Origin of the sequence: Anaerostipes sp., assembly GCF_018381315.1 — a bacterium.
Lineage (GTDB): Bacteria > Bacillota > Clostridia > Lachnospirales > Lachnospiraceae > Anaerostipes.
On record NZ_JAGZSD010000019.1, the window covers coordinates 23929 to 41779 of the forward strand.

Sequence of the window (17851 nt, forward strand, 5' to 3'; positions counted from 1 at the left end):
GAGGAAAGGAGAGACAGATGAAGAGAACCGACTATTTATCATGGGACCAGTATTTTATGGGTGTTGCACTGCTGTCTGCACAGAGAAGCAAGGATGACCACACTCAGGTGGGTGCCTGCCTTGTCAATGATCAAAATAAAATATTATCTGTGGGCTATAATGGGATGCCTACAGGATGCAGCGACGACGAAATGCCGTGGGAGAGAGAGGGGGACCCTCTGGATACCAAATATTTTTATGTCTGCCATGCAGAGCTCAACGCGATTCTGAATTACGGAGGCGGATCTCTGGACGGAGCAAGAGTGTATGTCACTTTGTTTCCGTGTAATGAATGTGCTAAGGCAATCATTCAGAGCGGCATGAAGGAGGTCATCTATATGCAGGATAAGTATGCGGATGATGACATGACGGTGGCATCCAAAAAGATGTTTGATATGGCCGGAGTCAAATACCGGCAGTTTGAACCAAAAGACCAGACAATAGAACTGAACTTATAAGGAAATGTAAAAATGGATATCATCAATATTTTAAAAGACGAGTTGGGAATCAAAAAAACACAGGCTGAGACAGCTGTAAAGCTGATTGACGAAGGAAATACCATCCCCTTCATTGCCCGGTACCGGAAGGAGATGACCGGTTCTTTAGACGATGAGACACTTCGGAATCTGGATGAGAGGCTGAAATATTTAAGGAACCTGCAGGACAGGAAAGATGCTGTGTTAAAGAGCATTGAGGAACAGGGGAAATTAAACGGTGAACTGAAAAGACAGATTGAGGAGGCTGTCACATTGGTGGCGGTGGAGGACCTGTATCGGCCGTATAAACAAAAGAAGCGTACCAGAGCCATGATTGCCAGGGAGAAAGGATTGGAGCCTTTGGCTGATCTGCTTTTCCTTCAGGCATCAGAAAGACCGGAAGAGGAAGCCAAAAAGTTTGCCGATCCGGAAAAAGGAGTGGAATCCGCGGACCAGGCACTTCATGGAGCCAGGGATATTTTGGCCGAGAGGATTTCAGATGACGCCAAATACCGGGAATGGATCAGAAGATCCTTTAAGGAACATGGCAAGATCCTTTCCTCTGCCAAAAAGCCGGAAGAAAAATCAGTCTATGAAATGTATTATGATTTTGAAGAGTCTGTTAAAAAAGCCGCAGGCTACAGAATACTGGCAATGAACCGGGGAGAAAAGGAAGGATTTTTAAATATAAAGATTGAGCCCGATCATGCGAAAATAGCAGCCTATCTGGTCAGAAATGTGATAAAAAAACAAAATCACCCTTCTGCCAAGTTCCTTCTGGAGGCTATTGATGACAGCTATAAGCGTCTGATTGCACCTTCCATCGAAAGAGAAATAAGAAATGAACTGACAGAGCAGGCTGAGACGGAAGCGATTAAGGTTTTCGGAAAGAATTTGGAACAGCTGCTTATGCAGCCGCCGATCGCAGGACAGATAGTCCTTGGATGGGATCCGGCATTCAGGACTGGATGTAAGCTGGCCGTAGTGGATTCTACCGGAAAAGTACTGGATACAGTAGTCATTTATCCCACAGCGCCGCAGAACAAAGTAAAAGAAGCCAAGAAGACAGTGGCGGACCTGATTAGAAAATATGGGATTACGCTGATTTCTATCGGGAACGGAACTGCATCCAGAGAATCTGAGCAGATTGTAGTGGAACTTCTGAAGGAGATAAAAGAACCAGTGCAGTATGTGATTACAAATGAGGCTGGGGCATCCGTTTACTCTGCCAGCAAACTGGCTACAGAGGAGTTCCCCAATTTTGATGTGGGGCAGAGAAGTGCGGCCTCCATCGCAAGAAGAGTCCAGGATCCGCTCTCTGAGCTGGTAAAGATCGAGCCTAAAGCGATTGGCGTCGGACAGTATCAGCATGATATGAATCAGAAACAGCTTACAGGTGCACTTGCAGGTGTGGTGGAAGCAACGGTGAACAAGGTCGGAGTGGATTTAAATACTGCCTCTGCGTCTCTGCTGGAATATGTGTCCGGAATTTCAAAAGCTGTGGCAAAGAATATTGTTTCTTACAGAGAAGAAAACGGGAAGTTTGAGAGCAGAAGAGAGCTTTTAAAGGTTGCAAAGCTTGGACCTAAGGCCTATGAACAGTGCGCAGGATTTTTAAGAATTGCAGGCGGAAAGAATCCTTTGGATGCCACCGGGGTACATCCGGAAACCTACAAAGAGACAGACCAGCTCTTAAAGAGCCTTGGTTATTCTGTGAAAGAGCTGTCAAGCCAGGGATTTCAGGACATTGGAAGAAAGATCACAGATTATCAAAGGCTTTCCGAGGAACTGGGAGTGGGGGAGATAACACTCAGGGATATTGTGAAAGAGCTTGAAAAGCCCGGCCGTGATCCGCGGGAAGATATGCCGAAGCCGATTCTGAGGACGGACGTTATGGAGATGGAGGATCTGAAGGAAGGGATGAAGCTGAAAGGAACCGTGAGAAATGTCATTGATTTCGGAGCGTTTGTAGACATAGGAGTACACCAGGACGGTCTGGTACACATCTCCCAGATGGCGGACCGTTTTATTAAGCATCCGCTGGAAGTGGTCAGCGTTGGAGATGTGGTAGATGTGACCGTACTCAGTGTGGATCTGGATAAGAAAAGAATACAGCTTTCCATGAGGGAATAACACGTTTACCATCCCCCGGAGAAGGTAATGACCTCGCCGGTCAGATACCGGGGAGCAGTACAGGTGTGATAAATCATCTCTGCGGCCTCCCCCGGTGAGGCAATCCGGTCTGCCGGAATTTCCTGCCGGATCATTTCCTTTTCTTCTTCTGTGAATCCGGCGTTCATTTCAGTGTCGATCATACCGAAAGCGACGGCATTCACAGCAATGCCGCTCGGGGCAACTTCTTTTGCGAGAGCCCGGGTAAAGGTATTGACAGCTCCTTTGGCAGCCGAATACAGAACTTCACAGGAAGCGCCTGTGTTTCCCCAGACGGAAGATACGTTGAGGATTGTACCGGATTTCTTCCGGATCATGTGGGGGAGGGCACTTCGGCAGGCAGCAATCACTGGAAGTACATTCGTATCCAGCATTTCAGCCCAGTCGGCTTCAGAGGTATCAGTAAACAGGCCGGTTCTGGAAATTCCCGCATTGTTTACAAGACAGTCGATGTTTCCAAAATGAGAAGCCGTATCCTCTGTCATCTGTTTTACAAAGGATAGGTCACGGATATCACCGATAAAAGAAAGACACTGAGATCCCATGGATTTTATTTCCTGTTCGAGGACTGAGAGCTGATCGGGATGATGAAAGCCATGGATGGCCACGTTCCAGCCGTTTTGGGCAAAAACCAGGGCAGTCTCCCTGCCGATTCCTCTGGAACTGCCGGTGATAAGTACAGTATTCATAGCTTCTCCTCCTTGATTTAAGAAAACTTTAAGGTGAGTATAGCATATAGTTTTGTTGAAATAAATCGATTTATTTGGTATACTGAACGCAGTTTTAACGGAAGGAGCATGAAAAATGGCCAGAAGAGCAAGAAGAAAAGCGGGAGCCGGAGCGATCATCCTGCGCATATTGGTAGTCATTGTATTATCAGCAGCAGTAGGAATAGGTTCTTTTGCAGGGAGCAAAGCATTTTTTCTGAATAGATTAAAAAAAGATAAGAAGGATAAGATAGCAGAGGCATTAAAAGCGGAGAGCCAGGAGAGGGTTGATGTATCCCTGGTAAGAGTAAAGGATGCTTTATGTATCCGTATTTATCACAACAAGGACAAGCAGATGATCTTTGTACCTGTCAGGAAGGATACGATCCTCACTCTGGATAACGACGGAGTCAAAGCCATGGGAGGAGACAATAAAACTGCCACGGTTGAGGAACTGGCGGCAAAAGTAAAGGATATTAAGGTCATCAAAGCACAGGTAGAAAAAACGTTTGGGATTACCATAGGCAATTATGAGAGCCTGTCCCAGAAGAATTTTACAAAGGCCATTAATAATTCCGGAGAAGTTGAATTAAACCTTGACAGTGAAGTGTCTTATAAAGACCAGAATAAAATGCTGGTCCACATTCCGGAAGGAAATAATACCATAAATGGAAATCAGGCGCTGGGGCTGATACTGGACAGCAGCCAGTTCAGCAATGAAGATGATCATATTACTCTGGTAGGAGACCTGATTACAAAGATTGCACAGAGCATCACCAAAAAATCACTGAGTGATTACAAGAGCTTTGTGAAAACATATTATAATGACTATGCAAAGAGCAATGTGTCTTATGACAGCATTAAAGACAGTTTAAGCAGAATGCATGAGATCAGCTCTAAAGACTTTACCTATCAGATCCTGCCGGGAACGGATGAGGGAGAGAATTTTAAGCTGGATACAAAGAAGACAAAGGAGATGTTTGACGAACTTCTCTCTGAAAACGGAGAAGTGCCGGAGTCAGCCACAACCGAGACATCAGCAAAGAAAGATACGACGACGACAGAGAAAAAGAAGAGTACAGAAGTCTCATCAAAAGGCATCTCTATTGAGATCCAGAATTCCACACGGATCAGCGGTCTGGCAGGAAGCTGGAGAGACAAGCTCTCAGGGGACGGGTTTACGGTCGGAAGCGTGAAAACAAACCGTCAGGGAGCTCTGACAGACACAAAAATCATTGTTGCTAAAAAAGGAATGGGTGAAGATTTAAAGAAATATTTCAAAAATCCATCCATAGAAGTCGGAAGTGTTGCGAGCGGTGCACAGATCTGCATCATACTCGGAAGCAATGACGATATTTAGCAAGACAGAATAAAGGGCTTAAAAGGGGCCATACTAACAATAAACAAGGTTTATGTTAGGAGGCGCCCGGTGAAGCGTAAAGAAGCAGTCAGTATCATAATCGGAACATTTTGTATGGCATCAGCTACCAATACAGTATTTCAGCCGTTCGGAATCGTCACAGGCGGTTTCGGCGGTCTTGGAATCATTTTTGATAAGCTGTGGGGCATCCCGCTGTGGATGACAAATGTCACACTGAATGTTCCTCTTTTTTTACTCGCATTCCGCTACAAGACAAAAAAATTTATGGCAAGAACGATATGCAGTGATCTTATGCTGTCTGTTTTTCTGGGAGTCCTGCCCCGTTTTTCGTTTTTTCCAAAAGACTTTTATGTAAACCTGATCCTTGGTGCTATTCTCATGGGTATCGGTCTCGGGCTGGTGATGAAGGAGAGAACTTCCACAGGGGGAACCGATTTAATGGCTTTTCTCCTGCACATCGTATTTCCGCATATGAGTATCCCTATGCTTCTGGGAATGCTGGACGGAGTGATTGTACTGACTGGTGCATTTATATTCGGAGTGGAAAAAACAAGCTTTGCACTGCTGGTAATTTATGGAATAACAAAGATTACAGACAGTGTGGTGGAGGGATTCCAGGTTGCTAAGCTGGTGTATATCATCAGCGGTCATCAAAAGCAGATTTCAGAACAGATTTTATTCCGTCTGGGCCGCGGTGCAACGAAGCTGTCTTCTGTAGGGGCCTATACAGGCCAGAGCCAGGAAACTCTTATGTGTATTGTATCAAAGAAAGAAGTGCCGGTTCTGAAGAAGATTGTCATGGAAACTGACCCAAAAGCTTTTGTCATTATATCTGACACAAGAGAGACAATTGGGGAGGGGTTTGTGGATTATACACAATAAAATAAAAAAGTTACTATCTTTCTCTTTTTTTTTTGTACATTTTGCTATATAGTAGTAGAAAAGGTCGGTAAAAAGAAAGGGCGTGTGAAAATGATTTCAAATCAAATCCTGCAGGAGACATTAGACGGAATCCACAGTATTTCCAATGTGGATTTATATGTAATAGATTTAAACGGCAAGGTTTTGGCAAAAACGAAAGAGACGGAGGCTGAGGATGAGGATACCCTGAAAGGGTTTATCAATTCTGTGGCAGAAAGCCAGGTGGTGGGCGGAAAACAGTATTTCAAAATCTTTGATGATAAGCGCCTGGAGTATGTGCTGCTGGCAGACGGAGAGAGCGAAAGCATGTATATGGTGGCAAAGATGGCAGTCTTTCAGATTGAAAATCTGCTTGTGGCGTATAAGGAGAGGTTCGACAAGGACAATTTTATTAAGAACCTGCTGCTTGACAATCTGCTCCTGGTGGACATCTATAACCGGGCCAAGAAACTGAATATTGACATTGAGGCGAGAAGAGTTGCCTATTTGATCGAGGCTACTTACGGCAAAGATCAGAACCTTGTGGAGACAGTAAAACAGCTGGAGGATACCACGGATGATGACTTTATTGCCGCTGTCGATGAAAAAAGCATTGTTTTGGTAAAGGAAGTCTGCGAAAAAGCCCAGTCGAAGCAATTTGTAAAGACTGCAGAGAAGCTTCTTAAAGGCCTGAAAAAAATCGGGATCAATGATGCAAGGATTGCTGTCGGTACTATAGCAAAGGGAATCAAGGATGTGTCCCGTTCCTATAAAGAAGCCCAGATTGCGCTGGAAGTAGATAAGATTTTCTACGAGAACAAAGAAGTGGTAGCCTATGACCAGCTTGGTATCGGAAGGCTGATCTACCAGCTGCCTCTGCCGCTGTGCAAAATGTTTATCAAGGAAGTATTCGGAGACTATTCTCCGGAAGAGATTGATGATGAGACTCTGGCTACGATTTATAAGTTCTTTGAAAATAATCTGAATGTCTCTGAGACATCCAGACAGCTGTATATACATAGAAATACTCTTGTATACCGGCTCGACAAAATACAGAAAAGCACCAATCTGGACCTGAGGAATTTTGAGGATGCCATTGCCTTTAAGATTGCCCTGATGGTTGTACAGTATATGAAGCACATGAATACGCTTGGCTAAATGTATGAGAGGGGAGTCGCTTTATGATTACACTGCAGAATGTAACGAAGGAATATCAAAAAGGCAGTATTGGGCTGGACAATGTGTCACTGGAGGTAGATAAGGGGGAATTTGCCTTCATTGTCGGGAAGAGCGGATCCGGCAAGACAACACTGATCAAACTTTTATTAAAAGAACTGGAAGCCACTTCCGGTGATATTGTAGTAAACGGCTATCATTATCAGAAGATGAAGAGGAGGCAGATACCGTATCTGAGGAGACAGATCGGGGTAGTATTCCAGGATTTCCGGCTGCTCAGGGACCGGACAATCTATGAGAATGTAGCATTTGCCCAGCAGGTTATTGAGGTGCCGAAAAGAGCCATGAGACGGCAGGTGCAGAATGTTCTTGAGATGGTGGGGCTGGGAAACAGACTCAGAGCACGGCCGGATGAATTGTCGGGCGGTGAGCAGCAGAGAGTGGCCATTGCCAGGGCTCTGGTCAATCATCCGGCGCTTTTGCTGGCAGATGAGCCTACCGGAAATCTGGACCCGCAGAATGCCAAAGAGATCATGGATCTTTTGGTGGAAATCCAGAAGAGAGGCACTACAGTTATCGTTGTAACCCATAATAAAGAGATTGTAAATGAGATGGGAAAACGCGTTATCGTTCTGAATGACGGAGCTCTTCATCACGACGAGAAAGGCGGTACTTATGATATTTAGACGGCTGGCTTACGGCTTTAAGGAAGGGCTTAAAAATATTTTCAGAAATAAGATTTTTTCCCTGGCAACGGTAGGAACGATCATGGCATGTATTTTCCTGCTGGGAGTTACACTGTCCGTACTTCTTAATGTGCGGGCCACAGTAAAGCAGGCGGAGGATTCTGTGACCATATCCGTATTTTTTGACGAGAAGCTTCCCAAAGATCAAAAGGATGCCATAGGCAAAAGAATCAGGGATCAAAAAGAGGTTCAGTCTGTCCGTTATGTGTCGGCAGAGGAAGCATGGGCCAAATATAAAAAAGAAGTGTTTAAGAACAATGAAGATCTTTTGGAAGGATTTGAGGGAAAAAATCCTCTGAATGAGTCAGACTCCTACGAAGTCATGTTAAAGGATGTGAAGTTCCATGAAAAGATGGTTACACAATTCCAGTCCCTGGACGGAGTGAGAAAAGTAGAGTATGCAAAAGGTGCAGCTGAGGGGATATCCAAAGCCAATCTGCTGGGAGCTTATGTGGCAGGAGCTATCATACTGATCCTGTTATTTGTATCCGTCTTTCTCGTGAGCAATACAGTATCGATCGGTATTGCTGTGCGGGGGGAAGAGATTGCTATTATGAGGCTTATCGGTGCCACGAACCGGTTCATACGTGCTCCGTTTATCGTGGAGGGGGCAGTGATCGGCGTTATAGGTTCTTTGATCCCTGTGGGTGCCATTTACATAGGATACAAGGTGATTGTCAACTATATTATGGATAAATTTCATGTTCTGACCAACTTCATGGAATTTGTTCCGGTGCATCAAATCATGGTGTATCTCATACCGGCATCACTTCTGGTAGGACTTGGAATCGGATGTCTCGGAAGCAGCTTTACCATCAGAAAATATTTGAGAGTGTAGGAGGGACTGCTATGAAGAGAAGATATTGGACTGCACTGGCATTCCTTTTGATTGGTTCCCTCTGTTTGACTGCGCTGCCGGACTGGACGGTAAAAGCCAAGAGCAAAACAGAGGATTTGAAGGACAAGTCCAAGAAAAAGGAAGAGGAAAACAAACAGCTTGAGAAAAAGGTTGCCGATATGGAAAAACAGATCCAGGAGATGGATCAGAAGATTGAGAAGGCATCGGATAAGGCAGACAAGCTTGAAAAGAAGCTGAAGGATACAAAAAAACAAGTGGAGGATACAAAGCAGAAGCTCAGTGAGGCTAAGTCTTCCAAAGAAAAACAGTATAAGATTATGAGCAAAAGGATCAAGTACTTATACGAAAATGGAAGTGCCGGTTATATTGACGTGATTGTCCAGGCTAAGTCCTTTAATGAATTTTTGACAAGGCTTGACTATGTATCAAAAATTTCTAACTATGACAACAGCATGTTCAGGAAGCTCAGGAAGACCCAGGATAACATTGCGCTGGCTTCCAGGAAGCTGGAAAAAAGCTATAAAGAGATAAAGGCTGTCACAAAGGAGGCAAAAGAGGAGGAGAACAAGATCATCAGTCTGGCGGATGGGAAAAAGTCAAAGCTGATGCAGTTTCAGCGTAAGATTGCATCCAACAAAGATCTGATGCAGAAGTATCAGGACCGCCTGAATTCTTATGATACGGCATCCAATACCCCGTCGGGCCAAAAACCTGGAAGCAATTCCTCATCAGGCAGCTCAGGGAGCAGTTCCTCCGGAAGTTCAGGGGGCTCGTCTTCCGGCAGCCATCAATCCGGAGGAGGCAGCTCCTCGTCATCTTCTTTGACCTGGCCGGTACCGTCCTGCCACACGGTCACTTCATCCTACGGCAACAGGACGCATCCGGTGCAGGGAGGCACCAAGTTCCATGAGGGGATTGACATCGGCGCCCCGAAAGGCTCCACAGTGGTGGCAGCGGGAAGCGGCACCGTTGAGGTGGCAGGCTACAGCCCGTATAACGGAAACTGGGTAAAGATTGATCATGGAAATGGACTGGAGACACTGTACCTGCATAATTCTTCTCTGAGTGTTTCAGCAGGGCAGAGGGTCAGCCGGGGACAGAAGATCGCATCCTCAGGTTCTACCGGGATGTCTACAGGGCCGCATGTTCATTTTGCTGTTAAGAAAAACGGCAGCTATGTGAATCCTATGAATTATTTGTAATAAGACGGATGGAATCAGGGGTATGAAAAAATATCATACCCCTGTTCTTATTTTATCTGAAAGATTCATAGTATAATGGATTTATATGGATAATTAAGGAAAGGAGCGGAGTATGAATTTAAAACAGCTGACCTACTTTGTTGCCCTGGCAAAAAATCAAAATTTTACCACCGCGGCAAATGAACTGTTTATCTGCCAGTCGGCGCTGAGCAAAACCATCAAGGCTATGGAAGCAGACTTGGATGTGCAGCTTGTAGACCGGACAGCCAAGCATTTCTGTCTGACACCGGAGGGACGCATGCTCTACCAGGAAGGACAGGATGCACTGGAGAGTATAAACAATCAGATGGAGCATTTACGGGACTGTATCAATGCAGAGAACGGTGAGATTTCTGTGGGAATCCCGCCTGTGATCAGTACGATTTATTTTGCATCAATCATTCAGGGATTTAGAAAGGCTTATCCGGGCATCCGGCTTAATATCGCTGAGGAAGGTGCCAATATGGTAAAGGAAAAAGTACAGTCCGGGGAAATCGATATCGGAGTGGTGATACTTCCCTTTGCATCGGATGATTTTCATATTCTGCCGGTGTTTAAGTCGGATAATGTACTGACCGTCAGTACGGAACATCCGCTGGCAGACCGGGAAAAAGCGGCTTTCCGTGAGCTTCGGAATGAAGAATTTATCTCCCTGGATAAGACCTTTATGCTTCACAGCAGGACGAGGGAACTGTGCCATATGTCCGGTTTTGAGCCGAATATCGTCATGGAAAGCTCACAGTGGGATTTTGTTGCTGAGATGGTTTCCCTGAATCAGGGCGTGGCGATCCTGCCCCGGCCTATCCTGTCCCGTTTTAATTCCAATAAGATCAAGATACTGACCTTGACAGAGCCTGAATTCCCCTGGGATATAGCGCTGATTATAAGGAAAGATAAATATGTTTCGAATCCAATAAAAAATTTTCAGGCTTATGTAAAGCAGCATGGGAATATTAAATAAGGAAAATGCAAAGAACTAATTCTGAGATGTAATTCAGACTTAGTTCTTTTTTTCATACTGTCTATGAATTTTATGTATTTTACTGTGAGAATCAACCAAATATATAATGGATTTAGCAAAGTGATTATGCAATATGATGATTCAATGGTAGAAGGGAAGGAGTAAAAATGGGAAATTGTGCATTAAAAGTGGGAGATGAATGTTCTTTTTGTAAACAAATCAGCAATGAGGATGTTCTGGCATTTGCAGAAGTGACGGGGGATAAAAATCCTCTGCACCTGGACGACAGCTATGCAAAGAATACAGTATTTAAAGAGAGGATTGCTCATGGAATGATCAGTGCCGGAGTTATCTCTGCGGCTATTGCCATGAAGCTTCCGGGACCCGGAACCACATATCTGGGGCAGTCGCTGAAATTTACCGGACCTGTAAAGATCGGCGATACGGTGACGGCAAGACTGAAAGTGAAAGAAATGAAAGAGAAGCCCAAGTTTACCATTGCCACCATTGAGACTACCTGTGTCAATCAGGAAGGCAGGGTGGTAGTTGAAGGAGAGGCGACGGTCATTCCGCCGGAATGTAAGGAGGGCAAAGAATGTCTAAATTAAAAAGCGCTGAGGAAGCGGTTAAACAGATCAAGGACGGTGATACCGTAGCTGTCAACGGTTTTGGATTTGGCTTCGGGTTTGCAGAGGAGATAGCGAAAGCTTTAGGAGCCCGTTATGAAAAAGAGGGGCATCCAAAAGGGCTGACTCTGCTGTTTGCATCCGGATGCGGGGACGGAGGTGCACTGGAGGAAGACTTCGGGCTGGACCATCTGGCAAAGGAAGGGCTGGTCAAACGGATCATTGCCGGCCACGTGGGTCTGGCAAAAAAGCTGAGCAAAATGATAAATGATAATAAAATCGCTGCGTATAATTTCCCTCAGGGAGTTGTTGTACATTTGTTCCGGGCTATCGCAGGCGGCAAACCGGGGGTGCTGACCCAGGTAGGATTAAAGACCTTTGCTGATCCCCGGGTGGAAGGCGGACGCATGAATGAAGCCGCAAGTAAAGAAAGCTTTGTGGAGGTTATGGAAGCTGGCGGAAAAGAGTATCTGTTTTACCGCTCTATTCCTGTGGACGTGGCGGTCATCAGGGGAACAGTAGGCGACGAAAAAGGAAATATGACAGTAGAGGAAGAAGGCGTTCTGCTGGAAACACTTCATATTGCTGAGGCTGCCAAAAATTCCGGAGGAATTGTCATCGGACAGATCAAAGAAGAGGCAAAGGCCGGAACCCTGGATCCGAGGGATGTGTATATTCCGGGAATTATGGTGGATACACTGGTGAAAGCCAGGACTGAAAATCATAAGATGAACTGTACGCTTTTATATGATCCGTCATTTACAGGAGAAGTGAAGGTTCCTTCTGACAGTATTGCCCCTATGGAAATGGGGATCCGAAAAGTTATTGCAAAGAGATGTGCCAAGGAACTTCAGCTGGATACTACTATCAATCTTGGCATCGGGGTGCCGGAAGGAGTGGCTGCTGTAGCTTTGGAAGCCGGAATAGCCGACCGTCTCACGATGACCATTGAGGCAGGGGCGATCGGAGGTGTGCCGCAGGGAGGACACAGTCTTGGTGCGGCCGCAAACGTAGAGGTGCTGATCGGACAGCCGAATCTGTTTGATTTTTATGACGGCGGCGGTCTCGACCTGACCTGTCTTGGTCTTGCACAGGCAGATGCCCGGGGAAATATCAATGTGAGCAAGTTTCATGGAAGAATGGTTGGCTGCGGCGGATTCGTAAATATCTCTCAGAATACTAAAAACGTTATCTTCTGCGGAAGCTTTACTGCAGGGAAATCTTTGATTGAGGTCAGGGACAAAGGCCTTCAGATTGTACAGGACGGAGAATTCATAAAATTTGTAGATAAAGTGGAACAGATCACCTTCAGCGGAGACTACGGGGCCCAGACCGGGCAGAATGTACTGTACGTTACAGAGAGGGCGGTGTTCCGGCTCACAAAGGACGGCCTGGAACTGATCGAAATCGCACCGGGTATTGATCTTGAGAAGCATATTCTTGAGAAAATGGAATTCAAGCCTCTGATATCCAAGAATCTCAGAGAAATGGATGCAGATATATTTGAAAACACACCGCTGAAGATAGGAGGCGAATAGGATGATTGGAATTGTTTTAGGGCTTGCACTGCTGGTTTTTCTGGCATACAAGGGATATTCAATTATATGGGTGGCTCCTGTGTCTGCTATGGTAGTGGCTCTTACGGGAGGCCTGTCTCTTCTGCCCGCCTATACGGACACCTATATGCAGGGGCTTGTGGATTTTGCAAAGTCATGGTTTCCGATGTTCCTTTTAGGTGCTGTCTTCGGCAAGGCAATGGAAGTTACAGGAGCAGCGCACTCTGTAGCGAAAAAGCTGTCTTCTCTGATCGGTGCGCAGAGAGCAATTCTGGCTGTGATTATCAGCTGCGGTATTTTAGTCTATGGGGGAATTTCTTTGTTTGTAGTGGTATTTGCCATTTATCCTATCGCTGTCTCCCTGTTCCGGGAGGCGGATCTTCCCAGAAGGCTGATTCCAGGCTGTATTGCCTGTGGAGCTTTTACGTTTTCTATGACTGCTTTTCCGGGGAACCCTCAGCTGAATAATATTATTCCTACAAAATATTTCGGTACGAATGCAATGTCAGGCCCGGTTATGGGTATTGCCGGAGGGCTTGTCATGCTGATAGGAGGCTATCTGTGGCTGTCCTTCCGTGCAAAAAAGATGACGGCAGCAGGAGAACATTTTGATGAGCCGGATAATATGAAAGAAAGTTCATCTGAGAAACTTCCAAATCCTCTGGTGTCCGTGATTCCTCTTCTGATTGTTGTGGCATCGCTGAATATTCTCCCAATGTTTGTTGCGTTTCCGGATGATAAAAAATCCACATATGCGATTATCATTGCACTTTTGCTTGGAATCGGAGCTTCTGTGCTGCTGAATCTGTCTCATCTGAAAGACATCATTGGTGCGGTCAGTGAAGGGGCCAACGGATCGGTTATGGCAATTATGAATACGTCTGCGGCTGTGGGCTTCGGGGCAGTGGTGAAGGCAGCTCCCGGATTTGCAGTGCTGACAAAAGCGGTTCTGGGCATCAAAGCAAGTCCTTTGATCTCAGAGGCACTGGCAGTGACGCTGCTTGCCGGAGCGACAGGATCTTCTTCCGGCGGTATGGGAATTGCACTGGAGGCACTGGGGCCAAAGTATATGGAAATGGCAGCAGCACTGAATATTGATCCGGGAGCATTTCACCGGGTGGCGTCCATTGCTTCAGGAGGCCTCGATTCCCTGCCTCACTGCGGAGCTGTTATCACACTGCTTGCAGTGGCGGGGATGACCCATAAGAAATCCTACGCGGATATTGGGATGGTAACCTGTGTCATACCTATTTTAGCTACCGTTGTTGTAGTTGCCATGGGAATGATGGGGATCGTGTAAGGTTTTTATTTGCCCACAATGTCCATAGATATCATGTTATAGTTTGTATAGAAAAAAGAAAGGAGGAAAAACATGAATCTATGGGAAAATGCAGTAATTACAGATGAAGGGCTTGCGTTGCAGGCGAGAATTATAAATGAACATTCGTTAAAGATTTCGAGGGCTGTGACAGGAGCCGGGTTTGTACCGCTGGTAAATTTGAGGCAGCAGACAGAAGTATCAACTCCAAAGCAGGAAATCAGGCTTCTGCAGCCGATTGTCAAAGGTGATAATATAACGATTCCTTTGATTTTAGAAAATACAGAGCTGAAGGAAGGTTATGAGCTGTGGCAGGTTGGATTTTATGTGGAAGATCCGGAAGGCGGAGAAGTCTTATATTGTCTTGCCCAGGCAAATAAGGAGAAAATGATACCATCTGCCGCTGAGTCCCCCGGTTTTTCAATCACCTGGAACTTTAATTTAAAAAGTTCAAATACCGTGCCGTTTGAAGTGACAATTGATTACGCCGGAATGGTAACAGTGGAGCAGTATGAGATTCATACGAAAGCCATTGAAAAGTTAAATGGGCAAGTAGGGAATTTGGATAGTTTAAAAACATCAGAAAAAAATAATCTGACGGGTGCTGTAAATGAGGTTAAGGATCAGGCAGGACAAATTAGTTCAAACTTAACGAAGTATCTGCCCTTATCCGGAGGCAGAGTGACTGGAGACCTTTATTTGAATAAAGGATTTAATGTTCTGTCTTCCGGTGACGGCGGCGGTGCTGCAGGATATCTTTTGATGGCAGAGATTCGTTTGAGTGGAAATTATGTAAACTCTCCTATTAAGCTGGAGATCTGCAGAAGAGGGGATATATTCTCCACGGATGTTTATATTCAATTTTCTAATGATTCAGGCACAGATCCTAATGTGTATTCATTCTACTATAATAATAACGGTATGAAGAATATGAACATGTATCTGTACCGAAATTCTGCAGGTGTCTGGTATTTTTATGTGGGAAAATCTGAGTCATATGATCATGTGGCAATTTTGGATGTTAAAACAAATTTGTCTTATATGAGTTCTGTACAAATAAAAACCAATGGCAAATATGTAGCAAGTGTTCCGTCTGGAAGTCTGAAAGCTACAAACTACGGTGATTCAGGATGGGTAGATTGTGGAATGGGAAATGGCATTAGTGCTTACGGCAGTACAAGTAATCGTCCACAGGTCAGAAAAATGGGAAAGATTGTGCATATCAGAGGGATCGTGACAAATAGTACCACTTGGCAGAGTCATGACAGCTTTATTACTATACCTTCCGGTTTCCGTCCTTCAATGAATGAATATTATGTGATGCAGGGAAGCGGATCAAATCGATACTTGTTTACCGCAGCCGCCAGCGGAAAGTGTATGGCCCAAAAATATAGCAATAATACAACTGCTAATAATACAGTACCGGCCGGAAGCTGGCTGAACCTTCACTGCAGCTGGTTTGTTGAATAAATGATATAAGATATTCTTTGGAATTTGCTTCCACTCCTTCAGCTGAGGGTTGTGGGAGCTTTTTTTCAGTGTTATAATGAAACACATATTTGCAGGATGCTTTTGTATACGCACAAGTATCCGGACGTGGAGGTCGAAATGAAAAAACAACTCTCAAAAATTATAATTGCAGTCCTGCTGGCCGTTTCCCTGGGTGAAGGATTCTTATTATACCGTGCATATTCGGTATCGGGAGATCATCTGGAGGTTGCAGAAAAGCTTGACCGCCTGGAAAAAACCGTGGACCAGTATTATACTGGAAAGGTAGACAGGAAAAAGCTGGAGGATTACACATACAAAGGATATCTGGCAGGTTTGGGGGATCCTTATTCTGCTTATTACTCAGAAAGTGAATTCAAGGAGCTGATGGAAGCTACAGAGGGAGTGTTCTCAGGAGTGGGTATTTATCTGTCCCAGGATACGGTGACGGGAACAATCAAGGTAGTCAAAGTCATTAAAGGAGGACCAAGTGACGGAAAGGGTATCAAGTCAGGAGATATTCTTGTAAAGGTAGACGGAAAGTCTGTCAGTGACAAGGATCTGGATAAAGTTGTTTCAGAGGTCAAAGGGGAAGAAGGCACAAAGGTAAAACTGTCATTTCTCCGGGGAAAAGAAAAGGACACAAGGAATTTTACTATCACAAGGAAAAAAGTTGTGACTCAGACCGTAGAGACAAAAATGCTGGACGGAGGCATGGGATATCTGTCTATTTCTGAATTTGATGAGGTGACAGTCGGCCAGTTTAAGGAAGGGATCAAAAAGCTGAAGAAGCAGGGCATGAAGGGCCTGATTATTGACGTCAGAGATAATCCGGGAGGCCTTGTGGACGCTGTTGTAGATATTGCCGATGAATTGCTTGGAAAGGGCAGGATCGTTTCAATCAAGGATAAGCAGGGAAAAGAAAAAGTATACAGGTCAGATGCTTCCCAGTCAGTGGAAGTCCCGGTCTGCGTCCTGGTGAACGGAAACAGCGCCAGTGCGTCAGAGATTTTATCCGGTGCACTGAAGGATCATAAAAGAGGTACTTTGGTAGGAGAGAAGACGTTCGGAAAAGGAATTGTCCAGGGATTTTTTAAACTGGGTGACGGTTCCTATGCCAAGCTGACATATGCTTCTTACTATACACCTTCAGGACAGAACATTCATAAAAAGGGTATTAAGCCGGATGTGGAAGTCAAAGACAACTCCAAAACAAAAGCCGATGAACAGCTCCGGAAGGCAGAGCAGATTCTTCGCAGGCAGATGGATAAATAGCACAATTTGAAAAAGGGGCACAAAGTGATGAGAGAGAGAAAGGATGGTTTTACTTTAGTGGAACTTATTGTAGTTCTGCTGATTCTGGCAATATTGATTGCTCTGCTGGTTCCGTCGCTTACGGGATATATCAGAAAAGCTAAGGAGAAAGCGGCCATTGTTGAATGCCGTAATTGTGTCCAGGCGGCCCAGGCAATTTTGTCAGAGCAATATGGGGAAACAGGAACTGCAGTATTGACTCCGCCTTACAGTCAGGTTCTGGATCAGGCGGAGGAAAAGGGTACGATCCGCGAGATCCGTTATAATACAGACTATAAAGTGACCTACCTGAAATATACCACAAAGGGGAAAATCACAGTTGTCTACGAGGACGGAACGTACAGGATTGTCAGAGATGAAACGGGCGGAGACAACACAGAGTCCGGAAAGGACGATGAAACCGGCGGCGGAGTGACGATTACAGACAGCAGCGGTGCAAAGCATGAAATCACGGCTTCTTCAAAAGATGGATGGGAGCAGAAAAAAGATGCCATAAATAACGGGTATGGAGCAGGATTTGGAAATGGAATCTTATACCAGGATAAAACAGGTCTTTATGCGTCCATTAATGACCCTTATTTCGGAACGGATAAGAATCCGGATCTCACACTGGCTGACCTGGCTGGGAAGAATCCGGGGCAGCTGATTAAGATTGATTCCGGCACAAAGCTGTATATTAACAAGGATATAGAAAATGAATCAGGCCCTTATTTAAAAAATGTAAAGAGGGGTGATCTGTGTTATGCCGGAGGCAGTTATTATATTGCTCCCGGGCCTGTGGGCGAATGGGAAAAGCCCGGGCAGGGAAGCTGGATCAAACTCAATTTTTAACATATGCGCCAACTTCAAATTTCAGAATCATCCAGAGACTTCTGAGGCAGAACAGCTTCA

At 45.2% G+C, this 17851-nt stretch carries 16 protein-coding genes; 15 read left to right on the top strand and 1 reads right to left on the bottom strand.

The window, feature by feature from the left end:
* Positions 1–17 precede the first annotated feature (17 nt).
* Positions 18–497, top strand: coding sequence for a deoxycytidylate deaminase (locus KH180_RS13260; protein ID WP_290761107.1), 480 nt, complete (start codon positions 18–20; stop codon positions 495–497).
* Positions 498–509: 12 nt separating this feature from the next.
* Positions 510–2648, top strand: coding sequence for a Tex family protein (locus KH180_RS13265; RefSeq protein ID WP_290761108.1), 2139 nt, complete (start codon positions 510–512; stop codon positions 2646–2648).
* Positions 2649–2653: 5 nt separating this feature from the next.
* On the opposite strand, the gene ymfI is transcribed toward KH180_RS13265, so the two are convergent.
* Positions 2654–3376 (bottom strand): elongation factor P 5-aminopentanone reductase, encoded by a 723-nt coding sequence (gene ymfI / locus KH180_RS13270; protein WP_290761109.1) that lies wholly within the window; start codon positions 3374–3376, stop codon positions 2654–2656.
* Between the two features lie 115 nt (positions 3377–3491).
* Here ymfI and KH180_RS13275 point away from each other — a divergent pair, with 115 nt between their 5' ends.
* From KH180_RS13275 to KH180_RS13335, 13 genes are all read left to right on the top strand, one after another.
* Positions 3492–4754 (top strand): LCP family protein, encoded by a 1263-nt coding sequence (locus KH180_RS13275; protein ID WP_290761111.1) that lies wholly within the window; start codon positions 3492–3494, stop codon positions 4752–4754.
* A gap of 69 nt (positions 4755–4823) precedes the next feature.
* Complete coding sequence (locus KH180_RS13280) at positions 4824–5657, top strand: YitT family protein (protein ID WP_290761113.1); 834 nt, start codon at positions 4824–4826, stop codon at positions 5655–5657.
* A gap of 90 nt (positions 5658–5747) precedes the next feature.
* Positions 5748–6833, top strand: a complete 1086-nt coding sequence (locus KH180_RS13285; protein WP_290761114.1) for a PucR family transcriptional regulator — start codon at positions 5748–5750, stop codon at positions 6831–6833.
* A 23-nt stretch (positions 6834–6856) separates the two neighbouring features.
* On the top strand, positions 6857–7537 hold the full coding sequence (gene ftsE / locus KH180_RS13290) for a cell division ATP-binding protein FtsE (RefSeq protein WP_290761116.1): 681 nt from the start codon (positions 6857–6859) through the stop codon (positions 7535–7537).
* The gene (ftsX, locus tag KH180_RS13295; protein WP_290761117.1) at positions 7527–8435 is read left to right on the top strand and encodes a permease-like cell division protein FtsX; all 909 of its coding nucleotides are present in this window, start codon (positions 7527–7529) and stop codon (positions 8433–8435) included. The genes ftsE and ftsX overlap by 11 nt, the downstream gene beginning before the upstream one ends.
* Positions 8436–8446: 11 nt before the next feature.
* A complete protein-coding gene (locus tag KH180_RS13300) occupies positions 8447–9658 on the top strand; it encodes a murein hydrolase activator EnvC family protein (protein ID WP_290761119.1) in 1212 nt (403 codons plus the stop codon).
* A gap of 112 nt (positions 9659–9770) precedes the next feature.
* Positions 9771–10658: a LysR family transcriptional regulator gene (locus KH180_RS13305; protein WP_290761121.1), complete on the top strand. Its 888-nt coding sequence runs from the start codon at positions 9771–9773 to the stop codon at positions 10656–10658.
* 167 nt (positions 10659–10825) lie between these two features.
* The gene (locus tag KH180_RS13310; protein ID WP_290761123.1) at positions 10826–11266 is read left to right on the top strand and encodes a MaoC family dehydratase; all 441 of its coding nucleotides are present in this window, start codon (positions 10826–10828) and stop codon (positions 11264–11266) included.
* A complete protein-coding gene (locus tag KH180_RS13315; protein WP_290761125.1) occupies positions 11254–12822 on the top strand; it encodes an acyl CoA:acetate/3-ketoacid CoA transferase in 1569 nt (522 codons plus the stop codon). The genes KH180_RS13310 and KH180_RS13315 overlap by 13 nt, the downstream gene beginning before the upstream one ends.
* A 1-nt stretch (position 12823) precedes the next feature.
* On the top strand, positions 12824–14140 hold the full coding sequence (locus KH180_RS13320) for a GntP family permease (RefSeq protein ID WP_290761127.1): 1317 nt from the start codon (positions 12824–12826) through the stop codon (positions 14138–14140).
* Positions 14141–14212: 72 nt separating this feature from the next.
* Positions 14213–15628 carry a hypothetical protein gene (locus KH180_RS13325; RefSeq protein WP_290761129.1) on the top strand — a complete coding sequence of 472 codons (1416 nt, stop codon included), beginning with the start codon at positions 14213–14215 and terminating at the stop codon, positions 15626–15628.
* A gap of 138 nt (positions 15629–15766) precedes the next feature.
* On the top strand, positions 15767–16921 hold the full coding sequence (locus KH180_RS13330) for a S41 family peptidase (RefSeq protein ID WP_290761131.1): 1155 nt from the start codon (positions 15767–15769) through the stop codon (positions 16919–16921).
* A 27-nt stretch (positions 16922–16948) separates the two neighbouring features.
* The gene (locus KH180_RS13335; protein ID WP_290761133.1) at positions 16949–17791 is read left to right on the top strand and encodes a prepilin-type N-terminal cleavage/methylation domain-containing protein; all 843 of its coding nucleotides are present in this window, start codon (positions 16949–16951) and stop codon (positions 17789–17791) included.
* The last annotated feature ends 60 nt before the right edge of the window (positions 17792–17851 follow it).

Bases quoted from the DNA above. Each gene is read 5' to 3' on its own strand.
- KH180_RS13300 (WP_290761119.1), top strand. From the start codon at position 8,447: ATGAAGAGAAGATATTGGACTGCACTGGCATTCCTTTTGATTGGTTCC.
- KH180_RS13260 (WP_290761107.1), top strand. From the start codon at position 18: ATGAAGAGAACCGACTATTTATCATGGGACCAGTATTTTATGGGTGTT.
- KH180_RS13305 (WP_290761121.1), top strand. From the start codon at position 9,771: ATGAATTTAAAACAGCTGACCTACTTTGTTGCCCTGGCAAAAAATCAA.
- KH180_RS13265 (WP_290761108.1), top strand. From the start codon at position 510: ATGGATATCATCAATATTTTAAAAGACGAGTTGGGAATCAAAAAAACA.
- ftsE (WP_290761116.1), top strand. From the start codon at position 6,857: ATGATTACACTGCAGAATGTAACGAAGGAATATCAAAAAGGCAGTATT.
- KH180_RS13315 (WP_290761125.1), top strand. From the start codon at position 11,254: ATGTCTAAATTAAAAAGCGCTGAGGAAGCGGTTAAACAGATCAAGGAC.
- KH180_RS13330 (WP_290761131.1), top strand. From the start codon at position 15,767: ATGAAAAAACAACTCTCAAAAATTATAATTGCAGTCCTGCTGGCCGTT.
- KH180_RS13310 (WP_290761123.1), top strand. From the start codon at position 10,826: ATGGGAAATTGTGCATTAAAAGTGGGAGATGAATGTTCTTTTTGTAAA.
- KH180_RS13285 (WP_290761114.1), top strand. From the start codon at position 5,748: ATGATTTCAAATCAAATCCTGCAGGAGACATTAGACGGAATCCACAGT.
- KH180_RS13325 (WP_290761129.1), top strand. From the start codon at position 14,213: ATGAATCTATGGGAAAATGCAGTAATTACAGATGAAGGGCTTGCGTTG.
- ftsX (WP_290761117.1), top strand. From the start codon at position 7,527: ATGATATTTAGACGGCTGGCTTACGGCTTTAAGGAAGGGCTTAAAAAT.
- KH180_RS13275 (WP_290761111.1), top strand. From the start codon at position 3,492: ATGGCCAGAAGAGCAAGAAGAAAAGCGGGAGCCGGAGCGATCATCCTG.
- ymfI (WP_290761109.1), bottom strand. From the start codon at position 3,376: ATGAATACTGTACTTATCACCGGCAGTTCCAGAGGAATCGGCAGGGAG.
- KH180_RS13320 (WP_290761127.1), top strand. From the start codon at position 12,824: ATGATTGGAATTGTTTTAGGGCTTGCACTGCTGGTTTTTCTGGCATAC.
- KH180_RS13335 (WP_290761133.1), top strand. From the start codon at position 16,949: ATGAGAGAGAGAAAGGATGGTTTTACTTTAGTGGAACTTATTGTAGTT.